Origin of the sequence: Rhodococcus sp. SORGH_AS_0301, assembly GCF_030818285.1 — a bacterium.
Lineage (GTDB): Bacteria > Actinomycetota > Actinomycetes > Mycobacteriales > Mycobacteriaceae > Rhodococcoides.
Genome location: NZ_JAUTAC010000002.1, coordinates 4,022,650 through 4,036,868 on the forward strand (window position 1 = coordinate 4,022,650; position 14,219 = coordinate 4,036,868).

Annotated in this window: 15 protein-coding genes and 1 pseudogene; 10 read left to right on the plus strand and 6 right to left on the minus strand. The window is 69.2% G+C overall.

Going from position 1 to position 14,219, the window contains the following annotated elements; genetic code table 11:
* Positions 1 to 24: 24 nt before the first annotated feature.
* Entirely contained in the window at positions 25 to 477 is a 453-nt protein-coding gene (locus tag QE397_RS19665; RefSeq protein WP_261776415.1) for a hypothetical protein, read from the minus strand.
* Between the two features lie 176 nt (positions 478 to 653).
* On the opposite strand from QE397_RS19665, the gene QE397_RS19670 reads away from it, so the two are divergent.
* On the plus strand, positions 654 to 1,580 hold the full coding sequence (locus QE397_RS19670; protein ID WP_307096846.1) for an LLM class F420-dependent oxidoreductase: 927 nt from the start codon (positions 654 to 656) through the stop codon (positions 1,578 to 1,580).
* Here QE397_RS19670 and QE397_RS19675 read toward each other — a convergent pair.
* A complete protein-coding gene (locus QE397_RS19675) occupies positions 1,568 to 2,758 on the minus strand; it encodes an acyltransferase (RefSeq protein ID WP_307096848.1) in 1,191 nt (396 codons plus the stop codon). The two genes, QE397_RS19670 and QE397_RS19675, sit on opposite strands and share 13 nt — an antisense overlap.
* A gap of 201 nt (positions 2,759 to 2,959) precedes the next feature.
* On the opposite strand from QE397_RS19675, the gene QE397_RS19680 reads away from it, so the two are divergent.
* From QE397_RS19680 to QE397_RS19690, 3 genes are all read left to right on the plus strand, one after another.
* Positions 2,960 to 3,583 carry a superoxide dismutase gene (locus QE397_RS19680; protein ID WP_027507329.1) on the plus strand — a complete coding sequence of 208 codons (624 nt, stop codon included), beginning with the start codon at positions 2,960 to 2,962 and terminating at the stop codon, positions 3,581 to 3,583.
* Positions 3,584 to 3,719: 136 nt separating this feature from the next.
* Positions 3,720 to 4,208 carry a peptidase gene (locus QE397_RS19685; protein WP_307096850.1) on the plus strand — a complete coding sequence of 163 codons (489 nt, stop codon included), beginning with the start codon at positions 3,720 to 3,722 and terminating at the stop codon, positions 4,206 to 4,208.
* 317 nt (positions 4,209 to 4,525) lie between these two features.
* Entirely contained in the window at positions 4,526 to 5,224 is a 699-nt protein-coding gene (locus QE397_RS19690) for a TMEM165/GDT1 family protein (protein ID WP_222632541.1), read from the plus strand.
* On the opposite strand, the pseudogene QE397_RS19695 reads toward QE397_RS19690, so the two are convergent.
* Positions 5,166 to 5,661, minus strand: a pseudogene (locus QE397_RS19695) (nucleoside deaminase). The gene QE397_RS19690 and the pseudogene QE397_RS19695 sit on opposite strands and share 59 nt — an antisense overlap.
* A gap of 84 nt (positions 5,662 to 5,745) precedes the next feature.
* Here QE397_RS19695 and QE397_RS19700 point away from each other — a divergent pair.
* Entirely contained in the window at positions 5,746 to 6,513 is a 768-nt protein-coding gene (locus QE397_RS19700; protein ID WP_222629296.1) for an SDR family NAD(P)-dependent oxidoreductase, read from the plus strand.
* 115 nt (positions 6,514 to 6,628) lie between these two features.
* Here QE397_RS19700 and QE397_RS19705 read toward each other — a convergent pair whose 3' ends face one another.
* Entirely contained in the window at positions 6,629 to 8,260 is a 1,632-nt protein-coding gene (locus QE397_RS19705) for a TM0106 family RecB-like putative nuclease (RefSeq protein WP_307096852.1), read from the minus strand.
* 152 nt (positions 8,261 to 8,412) lie between these two features.
* On the opposite strand from QE397_RS19705, the gene QE397_RS19710 reads away from it, so the two are divergent.
* From QE397_RS19710 to QE397_RS19730, 5 genes are read left to right on the plus strand one after another with little or no spacing between them, the layout of a single operon-like run.
* Positions 8,413 to 9,051, plus strand: a complete 639-nt coding sequence (locus QE397_RS19710; protein WP_027505892.1) for a DUF6474 family protein — start codon at positions 8,413 to 8,415, stop codon at positions 9,049 to 9,051.
* A gap of 57 nt (positions 9,052 to 9,108) precedes the next feature.
* Entirely contained in the window at positions 9,109 to 9,606 is a 498-nt protein-coding gene (locus tag QE397_RS19715) for a hypothetical protein (RefSeq protein WP_222632535.1), read from the plus strand.
* Between the two features lie 16 nt (positions 9,607 to 9,622).
* Complete coding sequence (locus QE397_RS19720) at positions 9,623 to 10,288, plus strand: YcnI family protein (protein WP_027505893.1); 666 nt, start codon at positions 9,623 to 9,625, stop codon at positions 10,286 to 10,288.
* The gene (locus QE397_RS19725; RefSeq protein WP_307096855.1) at positions 10,285 to 10,791 is read left to right on the plus strand and encodes a copper resistance CopC family protein; all 507 of its coding nucleotides are present in this window, start codon (positions 10,285 to 10,287) and stop codon (positions 10,789 to 10,791) included. Before QE397_RS19720 ends, QE397_RS19725 begins: the two co-directional genes overlap by 4 nt.
* Positions 10,792 to 10,794: 3 nt before the next feature.
* On the plus strand, positions 10,795 to 11,730 hold the full coding sequence (locus QE397_RS19730; RefSeq protein ID WP_307096857.1) for a CopD family protein: 936 nt from the start codon (positions 10,795 to 10,797) through the stop codon (positions 11,728 to 11,730).
* Here the strand turns inward: QE397_RS19730 and QE397_RS19735 are convergent, their stop codons facing one another.
* Positions 11,731 to 12,747 carry a CNNM domain-containing protein gene (locus QE397_RS19735; RefSeq protein WP_200933782.1) on the minus strand — a complete coding sequence of 339 codons (1,017 nt, stop codon included), beginning with the start codon at positions 12,745 to 12,747 and terminating at the stop codon, positions 11,731 to 11,733.
* A complete protein-coding gene (locus QE397_RS19740; RefSeq protein ID WP_027505897.1) occupies positions 12,744 to 14,171 on the minus strand; it encodes a hemolysin family protein in 1,428 nt (475 codons plus the stop codon). The genes QE397_RS19735 and QE397_RS19740 overlap by 4 nt, the downstream gene beginning before the upstream one ends.
* Between the last annotated feature and the right edge of the window lie 48 nt (positions 14,172 to 14,219).

Below are 14,219 nucleotides of genomic sequence, written 5' to 3' on the forward strand. Positions count from 1 at the left end.
CCCTCGCCCCGGTGCCACCGTCGATCACCAGTCGTTCTCGAACCGCCCGCTCTCGAACCGTCGTGCGCCGCGGGCCACCACCCACGTGGTCCCCACCTTCGCCGCGGGCAGGGTGCCCGCCGCGATCTGCGCGAGCACGGCCTGTCGGGAGATCGCCCGCTCCGCCGCCACCTCGGACACCGACGACCACCCGTCGGTGGGCGGCAGTCCGGAGACCGACTCGTGGTCTCGTGCCGAGCGGACGGACAGCGACACGAGGTCGCGACCGCCGACGAGGTCTCGCAGCAGAGCCGAGGCGAGGGTGACGGCCTGCGGCAGGCCGTCGGCCGAGAGTGTGACCACCAGGCGCGCGCGGCCGAGATGGCTCCGGGTGAGGCGCCCGCGAAACGGCGCGACCGCCGAGGCCAGGGAGTCGATCTCCGCGGCGTGCAGGTCGTCGAGCGCGGCGGACAGTTCGGCCTCGGCGGTGAAGTCCATGGGGAGCAGTATTGTCGATCAGCATCTTCGAATCCTTATGGAGGTTGCTGATCGACAATCACCATCCCCATCATCCACAGAAACATCCACAGAAACGGGACTCGATCCCGTTTTCTTCGCGTGTGTCGCACCCACGGTCGCTCCCCGACTCCGGCACGCCCTTCTACTGTCGAACCATGGACCTCAGAATCTGCACCGAACCGCAGCAGGGCGCGACCTACGACGACCTGGTCCGCGTGGCGCGCGCCGCCGAGGACTTCGGGTACGACGCCTTCTTCCGCTCCGACCACTACCTGGCGATGAGCACGGACGGTCTCCCCGGACCCACGGACGCCTGGATCACCCTGGCCGGCATCGCCCGGGAGACCTCCACGATCCGCCTCGGCACCCTCGTCACCTCGGCCACCTTCCGGTACCCGGGTCCCCTGGCGATCTCGGTCGCGCAGGTCGACGCGATGAGCGCCGGCCGCGTCGAACTGGGGCTCGGAGCAGGCTGGTACGCAGAGGAGCACGCGGCGTACGCGATCCCGTTCCCGTCGGTGGGCACGCGCTTCGATCGCTTCGAGGAGACCCTCGCGATCGTCACCGGTCTGTGGGGCACTCCCGCGGGTGAGACGTTCTCGTACCAGGGCGACCACTTCACCGTGACCGACTCACCCGCTCTGCCGAAGCCGGTGCAGAGTCCGCCGCCCATCATCATCGGCGGCATGGGGAAGAAGCGGACGCCGGAACTCGCCGCGCGTCACGCGACGGAGTTCAATCTCCCGTTCGCGGACACCGACGCGACGGCGACACAGTTCGACCGGGTGCGCGCAGCGTGCTCCGACATCGGCCGTGATCCGTCGTCGATGACGTTCTCCAACGCGCTGGTGCTGTGCTGCGGCACCACCGAGGACGAGATCGCCCGCCGCGCCGCCGCGATCGGACGGGACGTGGAGGAGCTCCGGGCGAACGGCGCGGCAGGGACGCCTGCCGAGATCGTCGACAAGCTCGGAACGTACGCCGAGCTCGGATCCACCCGGTTCTACCTGCAGATGCTGGACCTGTCCGATCTCGACCACATCGAGCTGGTCGCCGCCGAGGTGATGCGTCAGCTGGCCTGAGGGCCGGAGGTCGGGTCACTCGAGGTCGGCTCGTTCGCGGTCGGGGCAGGCGTCCGCGGATGCCCCGACCAGTGGCGGGCGATCCACCGTGCCGCCGGCGTCTCGACGTAGCGGTACACGAGATCCGAGAGCACACCGGTGATCAGCGCGAAGACGAGCACCGCGACGGTCGCACCGAGATGCGGCTCGACGAGCGAGTAGATGCGGTAGAGCACCAGAGTGTGGACCAGGTAGATCGTGTAGCTGCGCGTCGCGAGCCAGTGGATCACGCGCGAACGACCGAACGCGGTGTCGGTGGGAGCCACCAGCACCACCGCGACGACGAGCACCAGCACCGTCCACAAGTGACCCTGCTGACCAACGTGGAAGGCGTCCACCGTCGTCGCGTACCGGATGACGGCGAACTGGGCGAGACCCGCGAGAAGAAGGGCCCGCCACGACGCCAGCCGGGCGAACGCGAGATACACGATCTGGCCCAGGAAGACGGTGGGCAACGTCGCCGCGACCTTGTCGACCATGGGGATCGTGTACTCGTACGGCACCAGATCGGTGTAGAGCAGGATCAGCCAGCACACCGCCGCGCCGACGACCGGAACCAGCACGGGGCGGGACGCGAGCACCCGGCGCATGCTCACCGCGTACACGTAGAAGACCCCCTGGACGACGAGCGTCCAGGTGACCCCGAGGACCACGACCTCCGGGCGCACGAAGAAGCCGCCGAGCACGAAGCTCATGGCGGCCTCGGCGTTGCTGATGCCCACGGTCTGCGAGAACATCCCGTTCACCCCGAGGCGGACCAGCACGATCGCGGCGAGGACCGACAGCCAGAACACCGGGAGCAACCGCGCTGCCCGCCCCACGAGGAAGGCGCGCGGCGAGTTGCGGACGACGGACGCGGTCGCGACCAGTCCGGTGAGGATCATGAAGAACGCGACGCCCACGAACGAGAGATGGTGGTTCAGACCGCCGTGCTCGACGAACACGAGGGTGACGACGTCGATGAGCCACCACGGTGTTCCGAGATCGTCGACCAGGAAGTACGAGATGTGCGAGTACACGACGGTCAGGACCGCCAGCGCACGCAGGATGTCGACTCCGCCGAACCGGATCCGCGGCGGATCGGCCGCCGTACGGACGGAGACCACCCCACCGTCCGAGTCGGGCGTCGAGGAGGTCATCACCCTCGATCTTAAGGTTCCGTTCACCTGTCGGTCGAGTTCGCCCACGTCATCGCTGCGCGCGGGCAAGGGGACCACGGTCCGCATCGGTGCGTCTGCGCTGCACTCCGACTGCGTCGAACTCTTGCGCGAGGTGTACGAATGACGTTGGCTGGGTAACGCCAGCAGTCAGCTACAACAGATGCAAGAGAAGGGAAACACGTGTCCGAGTACACACTGCCCGACCTCGACTACGACTATGCAGCTCTCGAGCCCCACATCTCCGGGGAGATCAACGAGCTGCATCACTCCAAGCACCACGCCACCTACGTCGCCGGCGTGAACACCGCACTGGAGAAGCTGGCCGACGCCCGTGACAAGGACGATCACGGCTCGATCTTCCTGCAGGAGAAGAACCTCGCGTTCCACCTCGGTGGCCACGTGAACCACTCCATCTGGTGGAAGAACCTCTCCCCCAACGGTGGAGACAAGCCCGAGGGCGAGCTCGCGGCCGCACTGGACGACCACTTCGGCTCGTTCGACAAGTTCCGCGCGCAGTTCACCGCCGCGGCCAACGGTCTGCAGGGCTCCGGCTGGGCAGTGCTCGGCTACGACACGCTGGGCAAGAAGCTCCTCACGTTCCAGCTGTACGACCAGCAGGCGAACGTGCCGCTCGGCATCATTCCCCTGCTGCAGGTCGACATGTGGGAGCACGCCTTCTACCTGCAGTACAAGAACGTCAAGGCCGACTACGTGAAGGCGTTCTGGAACGTCGTCAACTGGGCCGACGTGCAGCAGCGCTTCGCCGCAGCCACGTCGCAGACCTCGGGTCTCATCTTCCCGTAGTCCCGCCGCACAGTCGTACCGCGAATGCCGCGTCCCCACGAGGGCGCGGCATTCGTCGTCTCACCCGCCACATCTGGCACTCGTGTCCACTTGTGTGCCAGCGCGATGGTGGTGTTCTCTTCCTCTACCCGACGTTGTGTCGGGAACCCTGCGCGGCTTCGTCATCTCCGGCCGGTGGCCCGACACGACGAAGGAATGGGCGCAGCTTCTCGCCTTCACGGTGCGGGTCGCGTCGACCCCCGGCCTGCTGGACACCAGCACCGTCTTCTGTGTCCGCGAGGAACTGCCCGACGACCCACACGAGGGGACCGTGGGCATCGTGTTGTCCGAGGGCCCCGTCATCGGGGACCACGCGGTGACCCCCGAGCGATTCGCGCTGCATCAGCCGGCCGCGCTGATGATGCTGCATCCGCCGTCGGAGACGATGCCGACGCTGCCGGAGTGCGCGGGGGCCGCGTCGGGGTGCGTGCTGTTGCCGGGTCTGCCGCACCTCGGGCTGGACCATCGTGCCGCCTGGGTCGAGGCCGAGGCGGACGGCACCGTGACGTCGATGATCAGCCGTGTGGGCCTCGATCCCATCAGCCATCCCGATACGGCCGTCCTCGCGATGTTGCTCGCTGCATGACACGACAAATTTCGGGTAGCCGAACAGGTTTGTCGAAGTTGCAGAAGCCTGACCAGGGCTTTAGCGTGGAGATCAGCGAAGGGGAGTAGCCCCCGATCATCCAGTCGACATACTGGCGCGCACCGGTTCGCCGGAGCGCTCCCGGCTCGGTGAACCGAGCTGCCACCCACGTGGCAGCAGGTGGGCGAGACCTTTCGTCGACCGGCCGGCCTCCGGCCTTCCCGCACCGGTCCCGATGACCGCACGGTGCGCTGCACCGAGCGTCGGCCAGGTTCTCCCCTCGTGTCGGCCGACGCGCCCTGTCCTGGAGGTTCGACGTGCTCGCCGCCCTGCTGCTCAGCTTCGGAGTCATCTTCGTCGCCGAACTCGGTGACAAATCCCAGCTGATGGCCATGACGTTCGCCCTGAAGTACCGCTGGTGGGTCGTCATCGGCGGCATCACGGTCGCCACGACGCTCGTCCACCTCGTCTCCGTCGCCGTGGGCCACTACCTCGGTGTCGCGCTGCCCACGCACCTGATCGGCATCGTCGGCGGCGTCGCGTTCCTGGTCTTCGGCCTGTGGACGCTGCGCGGCGATTCGCTCGACGACGAGGAGAAGACGAAGGCCGACCGGGTGACGAAGTCCGCCTTCATCGCCGTCGCGTCCGCCTTCTTCCTCGCCGAGCTCGGCGACAAGACGATGTTGGCCACCGTCACGCTCGCCTCCGACAACGACTGGGTCGGCGTGTGGATCGGCTCGACGCTGGGCATGGTCGCCGCCGACGCTCTGGCCATCGTCATCGGCGCGACCCTGGGCAAGCACCTGCCCGAGCGGCTCATCACCCTCGGTGCCGCGACCCTGTTCTTCGTCTTCGGCGTGTGGCTGATCCTCGAGGGGCTGCTTCCCGGCACACCCGTCGGACTGATCGCCGCAGCCGTGGTCCTCGCCCTCGGTATCGCGGCGACGAGCTGGACTCTCACTCGTCCGACGGCAGACCGGCATTCCGACGATGAAGTGACCGCATCTCCGCGCTGACCTCCGGTACGGGCCCCCGCACCCGGATCCGCGGCGCCACGTCGCCGATGGGCAGCGCGGCGACAGGGCCCGGCTCCAGACCCCACTCCGACCGCCACGCGGTGAGCTGAGCACTCGTCACCGCGACGACGATGTCGCCGAGCCCCACCCACGCGTGCGCCGCCGAAACACATCGGGCAGTGCTCCCCCGATGTGTACACCGTGGTCCGGGCGCGCTCGTCGGCCGTCAGGTTCCGCACGGCCCACTCCACGATCGTGAACTCGGGATGGCGCGTCGAGTCCCCGCCGCCCACGCGATTGCGGTCCTCGAAGAGCACCTGACCGTCCGCGTCGACCAACACCGACCCGAACGGCTCGTCACCGGCGTCGAGTGCCTCGCGCGCGAGCGCGACACAACGCCGGACATGGACCTCGTCTGCCGAACCGGGGAACGTCATGTCCCGAGTCTGCACCCACCGACTAGGGTTCGTTTCAGTGAGCGGCCGGTAACCGAGTCGGCCGTCCGACGAGAGGACACGGCAGTGGAGATCGCGGGAACAGCGGCATTGGTCACCGGCGGCGCATCGGGGCTCGGCGCGGCCACGGCGAAGCGGTTCGCCGACAACGGCGTCACCGTCTTCGGCCTCGACCTGCAGCAGTCCATCGACAAGGCCGGTGACTCCGTACCGGACGGCGTGACGCTCATCGCCGCCGACGTCACCAGCGACGAGGAGGTACGGGCCGCCCTCGCACAGATCGGCGAGGCCGGCGTCCCGCTGCGCATCGTCGTGAACTGCGCCGGCGTGGGCTGGGCGGGACGCATCCTGTCCAAGAAGGGCGTGCACGATCTCGAGCTCTTCCGCACGGTCATCACCATCAACCTGCTCGGCACCTTCAACGTCATGCGTCTGGCGGCCGATCACATGCAGACGCTGCCGACCGTCGACGAGGCCGGACAGCGCGGCGTCATCATCAACACCGCGTCGGTGGCCGCGTTCGAGGGCCAGATCGGTCAGATCGCCTACTCCGCGTCCAAGGGCGGCGTGCACGGCATGACCGTCCCCGCGGCGCGCGACCTCGCGCAGGTGGGCATCCGCGTCAACACCATCGCCCCCGGCATCGTCGACACCCCGATGCTCGCCGGCGTCACCCCGGAATACCGCGCCGGCCTCGAGGCGGGCGTCCCGTTCCCGTCCCGACTCGCTCAGCCCACCGAGTACGCGCAGCTCGCACAGATGATCGTCGAGCACGACTACCTCAACGGCGAGACCATCCGCATGGACGGCGCACTCCGGATGGCACCGCGGTAACTGCTCGAAAAAAAGTTTTTCGTCACCACCCATCCACACCGGGTACTGGGACGAATCACAGCTCGAGACGCTCGTCGTCGCTGCCAACCCCCGACTGGTAGCGATGGCGAGCGTTTCACTTCGTTACAGAGGAAATCCCGCCGAGCTCGTCCGCAGTCGGAATCTCCCGCGCGGCCGCCCCGTCCATCCAGACCCGCAGCGCGCGGGTGGCCTGCACGTCGTCCTCGTTGTACTCGAGCAACCGCGTGCGTTGCGACGCGTCGACGTCTCCGTCGTATCCCACCGCGCGGCGGTACCAGGCCATCGACGCCTCGCCGCCCGCCTCGTCGTCCCGCCAGTGGAAGCCCGCGACCGGTGCGACCTTCTTGAGGCCCTTGCCCGACGGACACACGAAGTTCTGGGACACCGCGATGTAGATGTCGACCCAGTCCGGCCCGTCGATGAACTCCCGCACCTCGGCCTCGGTGGGGACACCGGGCATGCCGGCGAACCGCCGCGCGGATCCCAGCAGCCATTTGTCCTCGGCGGCGCGCGAGTAGCAGTAGGCCGCGAACGTCAGGCCCTCCGCGTGCGCGTCCGCACGCACGCCCTGCATCCAGGACCAGAACTCGCCGAACGAGCGCGCCTCGTCCATCGTGGGAACCGGTTCCCACGTCACGAAGGCGCGGTACTGCGGCTCGGCACCGTCCCGCCGGTCGAGGAGCGTTCCCCACATGTAGGCGCCGTGCTCCTGGTAGCTCTCCATGTCGACGTCCACCTCTACGTCCGCCCGCTGGACCGTCACGGTGTCGCGGCGCCGGACGAGAGGCAGGTCGGCGATCCATGCACGGGCGATGACGACCGTCTCGTCGAAGTCGCCGTGCGGCCACTCGTCGGGCACGCCGCCCGTCCAGTCCGCCAGGTCGTCGATGGTGACGATGCCCGCGGACCGCAGGGCGTCCGCTCGCGACCCCGCCGCCACCAGCGAGACGTCCCGCGTGCGCCGCAGGGTCTCCCCGCACTCGGACCACCACGGACAGGACCGACATTCCGACACCTTCGACGGCGACGTGACGACCGAGCCCGACGCGATGGCCAGTCGGTCACCGAAGCGCGTGTCGTACTCCGCCTCGACCGCCGTCAGATCGTGCACGAGCATCACCTCGGCACCGAAGCCGATGACACCGGCTCGCGCCGACACACCGGCCTGACCGATGCGGCCCAGGAGCCGATGCACGTGCACGGCCGCCAACTGGTCCCGTAACTGCGGTCGCACCTTGCGCGTGGGATCGAGAGCGGGGGCCCACGACGTGAACGGCGTGGTCACCGCGCCGCTTCCCGGATCGGTGACCTTGTGGTTGACCACCAGTACCGGGATGTACCCGTCGTCCGGATCGCGCACCAGCATGTCGCACCGGCCACGCCGACCGGCGTCCTCGTCGTCGGCGAAGGTCGCGTTCCAGATGCGCTCGACACCGGACTCGCACGCCGCGCGGGTGGCGCGGACCTGCATCGAGCGGGACATCGACGGGGAGACCACCACCCACGACTGCGGATCCGCGGCGACCAGGGTGTCCCGGATCTCGGCTCGGTACGCGGCGGCCGCCTCCCGGCGCATCTGCACCCCCGCGTCCTCCGCGGTGTCGACGAGCAGAGAGCGGTAGGCGGTGTCGAGATACACGCGGTGGCGGCACCGGGTGAGCGACGACGCGTCGATCAGCACGGAGGGGCCGGACGCCGGAGCGGGGGGCGGCACGACGTGGGACATTCTCGCAGCGTAGATCCACGGGCCGACACCTCACGCGGATGCAGCGCACCCGGAGCGGACCGATAGGCTGGCGGCAGGCATTCAGGCGCTCGTCGGTCATCCGGTCGGAGCGTTCTGGCGACGTAGTCGGACACGATAGGGGCACGTACACCATGGCTCTGCGCAAGAAGCGTTCTCGCCGTGCGACCCGGAAGGCCGAGGCCAAGGCCCTGCGCCACAAGGCGGGCCTCGAGGCGAAGTACACCGCCCGGAACGAGCGCAAGCATCTGAAGAAGCTGGCGAAGAACGACGCCAAGGCGCTGACCAGCCAACAGAAGGTGGATCAGGCGCACATCAGGACCCTGGCCGCACGGGAGAAGGCCGCGCGCGAAGGCAAGATCAACGCGGCGAAGGTGCGCAAGTACGTCGGCATCGGTCGCGTCCTGGCCCCCGTCCTCGTGCCGATCGCGTACCGCGCGGCGACCCTCCTGCGGGGTCAGCTCGACCAGTACCGGGCCGGCCGCATCGGCGTCGACGTGAAGGAGCTCGGCCAGTACACCGGACACGGTGCGAAGCTCAGCGCTCGCATCGTCGGTGCCGAGCGCTCCGTCGCCGAGGTCGCCGCGTCGCACCAGGACGCCGAGACGGGCGCCTTCGCCGACGCGATCCGGTCGCGCCTGACCGAGCTCACCACCGCGGTGCACGCCGCCGAGCAGATGCCGCCGTCGCGCCGCAAGCTGGCTCACGGCGCCATCTCCGACGAGCTCGACGGCATCGAGGCCGACATCCTCGCGCGCCTCGGCGTGCGCTGATCCCTGCCTGAGTCGACGATGGGGACCGAGCGCACGCGCGTGTGGCGTGGTGGTGCCGTGGGAGCACTCACGGCCACGCTCGCCGTCGCCGCGCACGGTGTCGGCGGTGGTGGCGTGCCCACCTCGTCCGCTCTCTCCCTGCTGCTCGCCGTCGCGATCGGTGCGGGCGTGCTCGCCGCCGGTGTCGGGACCGCCCGGACCGGCCCCCTCCCGATCCTCCTGTGGCTCGTGGGAGGACAGGTCGTCGCGCACGAAGCACTGGCCGCCGTCGCGGAACACGCCCACCCGCTCGACGCGTCGATGCTCGCGGCGCACGCCGTCGCCGTCGGTGTCGGCGCAGTCCTGGTCGCCTCGTCGGAGCGGCTGTTCGCCGCGATCACGTCGGTGCTGCGCGCACCGCAGCTCACGTTCTCGCCGCCGCGTCGCCCCCGACCCGTCACCGCCACCGCGCCGCTCGATCGGCCCGTTCCCGTACCCGTTCTGTCCGCCGTCTCCAGGAGAGGACCACCGCAGGTGCTCGTGCAGCCACTCACACCGCGGTACTCCCTCACCTGAACGGAAGACATCTGTCATGACCAGCTTCTCCACGCGTGCCCTGGGCACGAGTGTCCTCACCGCCGCCGCCCTCCTCGCCTCCGCAGGACTGGCGTCCGCCCACGTCGTCGTGTCCGCTCCGGACGCGGCACAGGGTGGATACGGCGTTCTCACCTTCCGGGTGCCGACCGAGTCGGAGGCGGCGTCCACCACCTCCGTCACCGTCCAGCTGCCCGGCCTCACCTCGGCCCGCACGCAGCCCATGCCCGGCTGGACGGCCGTCGTCGAACGCTCGGCGGACGAACTGGCCACCTCGGTCACCTGGACGGCGGATCCCGGCAACCCCGGTGTCGGGCCCGGACAGTTCGAGCAGTTCCAGCTCTCGGCCGGCCCCCTGCCGGAGGAGGAGAGCGTGTCCTTCCCGGCCCGCCAGACCTACAGTGACGGCGAGGTCGTGAACTGGGACCAGCCGACACCGGAGGACGGTACCGAGCCCGAACTGCCGGCTCCCACACTGGAACTCGCGGCGAGTAGCGGCGATCATCACAGCAGCCCCACGGTGTCGTCAGCGTCCTCGACCACTGAGGCCGCCGCGTCGTCGTCCGACACCACGGCCCGGTGGCTCGGCGGGATCGGCCTGGTTCTCGGAGCACTCGGTGCCGCACTCGGGATCGGCGCCACGGTACGGAGTCGACGCTCGTGAGACGGTTCCTCGCTCTGCTGCTCGCCCTCGCCGCGGCGCTGCTGCTCGGCACCTCGACGGCGTCCGCGCACTCGGTGGTGGTGTCCAGCTCCCCCGAGAACGAGAGTTCCGTCGATCAGGGTCCGGCGGAGGCGACGGTGACGTTCAACGAGGCAGTGCAGTCGCAGTTCGCCTCGCTGACCGTCGTCGGTCCCGACGGCAACCTCTGGTCCGACGGTGACCCGCGCGTGTCGGGTTCCACCGTCGCGGTGGACCTCCGAGAGCTCGGGCCGACGGGCACATACACCATCGCGTTCCGGGTCACGTCCGCCGACGGCCACCCCGTGAGCGGTACGCGGACATTCGAGCTGACGACGGCCGGCACCGGGACCCCCGGTCCCGCGGCCGACGCCGGCGCGTCCTCGACCGAGTCGGGGGGCGGTGTGCCGCTCTGGCCGTTCCTGGTCGCCGCCGCGGTGGTGTTCCTCGGCGGTCTCGCGTTCGCTCTGCGGAAGAAGAACTGAGTCGTGGCCGGAACGACGACGGCGCGGTGGTCACCGCTCGCCGTCGTTCCGGCTGCACTGCTCGGAGTGATCGCCGCCCTCGTACTGGCGCCCTCCGACCTTCCGCTCGACTCCTTCGTGCGGACCGGTGCCGACGTCGCCGGTGCCGTGGTGCTCGGGTTCGGTCTGCTGATCCTGTGGGCCCGCGATTCCCGGCACGTCGACGACCACCTCGCGTGGCGCGGCGCCCTCGTCGCGGCCGCGTGCTGGGCAGTCTCCGAGGTCACGCTGCTGGTGCTGGGGGCGGCGCGGTCCGATGCCGTCAGCGCCACCGCGGTGTCGCTCGGCACGTTCACCGACTACGTCCAGAACATCGCGAACGGCCGGATCGGCTCCGCGGTCGTGGTCGTCGCGCTCGCGATGGCCGTGCTGGCGGCCACTGCCCTCCGCACCGATCTGGAAGTCTCCGGCATCGTCGTCGTCGTACCCACCGCCGTCGCCCTCATCGCTCGCCCGATGACCGGCCACATGGCGCAGCACGCCGTCGGCGCGCTGCTCGTCGCCGTGCACGTCGTGGCGGCATCGGTGTGGCTCGGGCTGCTGGTCGCGATGGCGGTGACCCTGCGGTCACGGACCGCCTGGGCGGATCTGCTCCCGCGCTACTCGGCGGCCGCGCTGTGGTGTGTGGTCGCCGTCGCCGTCACCGGTGTCGTCAACGCCGCCGTGCGGCTCACCTCGGTGACCGCCCTGGTCGACACCGACTACGGGCGGCTGATCCTGCTCAAGTCGGTCCTGCTGGTCGCCCTGGTGATCGGCGGGTGGTGGCGACGGCGCACGTGGGTGAGCGTCATCGGTGCCCACACCACGCACGCCACGGTCTCGACGCGGCGTGCCGTCGTCGAGACCGCGGCGATGGCCGTGGCGTTCGGCGTGGCCGCCGCACTGGCGGCCACGGCCTGATCACGCGGGCAGCGGGTCCGCGCTGGGCAACAACCGGACGAGCACGTCCGACATGGTGATGACACCGACCACCGCACCGCCGTCGCGCACCACCGCGAGATGGTTGCGGGTCTCCCGCATCTCCGCGAGCGCGACGTACACGGGCGCGGCGGCGTCGAGCTCGAAGGCCGGTCGCACGAAGTCGTCCACCGAGCGGGAGTCCTCCGCCTGCAACGTGTCCCGCACGTGGACCAGACCGATCACGTCGGCGCCGTCCCGCACGAGGATGCGCAGATGGCCCGTGCGCAGCGACGCCGCCCGCACGTCGGCGACCGTCGCCGTCGTCGCCACCGCGGTGGGCTCGGAATCGATGCGCACGAGGTCCGCCACCGTGAGCTTCTGCAGTTCCAGCGCACTCGAGATCTGATCCGAGTAGCCCTTGTCCAGCGATCCGACACTCACCGAGTGCGCGACCAGCTGCTCGAGATCGTCCGGGTTCTGGCCCGACATCACCTGATCGGCCGGCTCCACACCGGCCCGGCGCAGCAGTGCATTCGCCATCCCGTTGAGCGACACCAGGATCGGGCGGGTGAAGAACATGAAGACACGCATCGGGATCGCGAGCATCGTCGCCGACTTCTCGGGATGCGCGATGGCCCACGACTTCGGCGCCATCTCGCCGACGACCAGGTGCAGGAAGGTCACGATGATCAGGGCCAGGACGAAGCCGAGCACGTCGGATGCCCAGTAGGGCAGACCGAGTGACTCGAACAGCGGCCGGAGCCAGTAGTGCACGGCGGGCTTGGTGAACGCACCGAGTGCCAACGTGCACAACGTGATACCCAGCTGCGAGCCGGCGAGCAGCACCGTGAGCTCGGTGGAACTGCGGAGCGCGGCGCGCGCCGACCGCGAGTCGGCCGCCGCGTCCTCGAGCCGGTGCCGCTTGGCGGCGAGGAGCGCGAACTCGACGGCGACGAAGAAGGCGCTGAGCGCGATCAGGCCGACGGTGACGACGAGGAACACCAGGGGGTTGCTCACAGCGCACTCTCCGTCTCGACCGCGGTGGAATCATTCGAGGCCGTGTCTGATTCAGGCCGGCCTCCGGCCTTCCCGCCACGCTCGACGACCTCGAGCGTGACCGACGACGGCACGTGGTTGTCGATCTCCTGAATCCTCATGACGAGGAACCGTCGGGGCGGTTCGGCGTCGGTCGCGAGGTCACCGGGGTCGATGGGCAGCTCCAGTTCGATGACGTCGCCGACCTCGGGAAGCGATCCGTGGACGCTTATGGCCAGTCCGGCGATGGTCTCGATGTCACCCTCCGGAAGTTCGCGGTCCAGAGCACGTTCCACCTCGTCGAGGTGGACGTCGCCGGCCACCGTCCACACACCGTCGTCGCCGGGCACGGGTTCCGCGCCGTCGGCGTCGTCGTGCTCGTCGGTGATCTCGCCGACGAGCTCCTCGGCCAGGTCCTCGATGGTGACGACACCGGTGAAGGAGCCGTATTCGTCGATGACGCAGGCGAGTTGGTTCTTCGACGCGCGCAGCTCCCCCATGGCGTCGGGGAGCATCTGGGTCTCGGGGAGCACCAGTGCGTCGCGGGACAGCACGGCGACCGGTGTGTCGCCGGGCAGGTCGGTGGCGAGCACGTCGCGCAGGTGCACGACGCCCTCGATCGAGTCGTCGGCATGGAGCACCGGATACCGCGAGTGCTCGACGCTCATGAGGGCGCGCACCTCGGCGATGGTGGAGTCGGAGCGCACCGTCGCCACCTTCGCGCGGGGGATCATCGCGTGACCCGTGGTCTGGGTGGGGAAGTCGAGGATGCGGTCGAGCAGTGTGGACAGCTCCTCGGGCAGGTCACCGGTGCCCCGGCTCTCGGCCACGATGTGTTCGAGGTCGCGCGGGGTCGCCGAGTGCTCGACGTCGTGGACCGGCTCGATCTTCAGCGCCTTCAGCAGCGCGTTGGACGAGGCGTCGAAGATACGGATGAGCCAGCCGAACAGCTTGAGGTAGATCGTCGTCGACAGCGAGAGCCATCGCGCGACGGGTTCGGGGCGGGCGATGGCGAAGTTCTTGGGGAACAGCTCGCCGAAGAGCATCTGCACGAACGTCGACACCACCAGCGCCGTCACCGCACCGACGGCGAGTCCGACACCGCTCGGAATGCCGACGCCGCCGAGCAGAGTCCCGAGGGACTGTCCGATGAGCGGCTCGGCGAAGTTACCGACGAGCAGGCCGGTGACGGTGATGCCCAACTGAGCGCCCGAGAGCATGAAGGACGTGCGCTTCGTGACGGCCAGGGTGCGCGCGGCGACGGTGTCACCCGCTTTCGAGCGCGCTTCGAGCCTCGACCGGTCCACGGTCATGTAGGCGAATTCCTGGGCCACGAAATAGCCTGTGCCGGCGGTGATTCCGACGACGACGACGATACCGAGGAGAAGCGTCAACAACTCGCTCATGTGCCGGTCACCGCCCTGGTCGCATCGGTCGATACGAGGGGGGCCATG

Coding starts and splice junctions, on each gene's coding strand:
- QE397_RS19665 (WP_261776415.1), bottom strand. CDS start 477: ATGGACTTCACCGCCGAGGCCGAACTGTCCGCCGCGCTCGACGACCTG.
- QE397_RS19670 (WP_307096846.1), top strand. CDS start 654: ATGGACCTCAGAATCTGCACCGAACCGCAGCAGGGCGCGACCTACGAC.
- QE397_RS19675 (WP_307096848.1), bottom strand. CDS start 2,758: ATGACCTCCTCGACGCCCGACTCGGACGGTGGGGTGGTCTCCGTCCGT.
- QE397_RS19705 (WP_307096852.1), bottom strand. CDS start 8,260: ATGTCCCACGTCGTGCCGCCCCCCGCTCCGGCGTCCGGCCCCTCCGTG.
- QE397_RS19710 (WP_027505892.1), top strand. CDS start 8,413: ATGGCTCTGCGCAAGAAGCGTTCTCGCCGTGCGACCCGGAAGGCCGAG.
- QE397_RS19720 (WP_027505893.1), top strand. CDS start 9,623: ATGACCAGCTTCTCCACGCGTGCCCTGGGCACGAGTGTCCTCACCGCC.
- QE397_RS19740 (WP_027505897.1), bottom strand. CDS start 14,171: ATGAGCGAGTTGTTGACGCTTCTCCTCGGTATCGTCGTCGTCGTCGGA.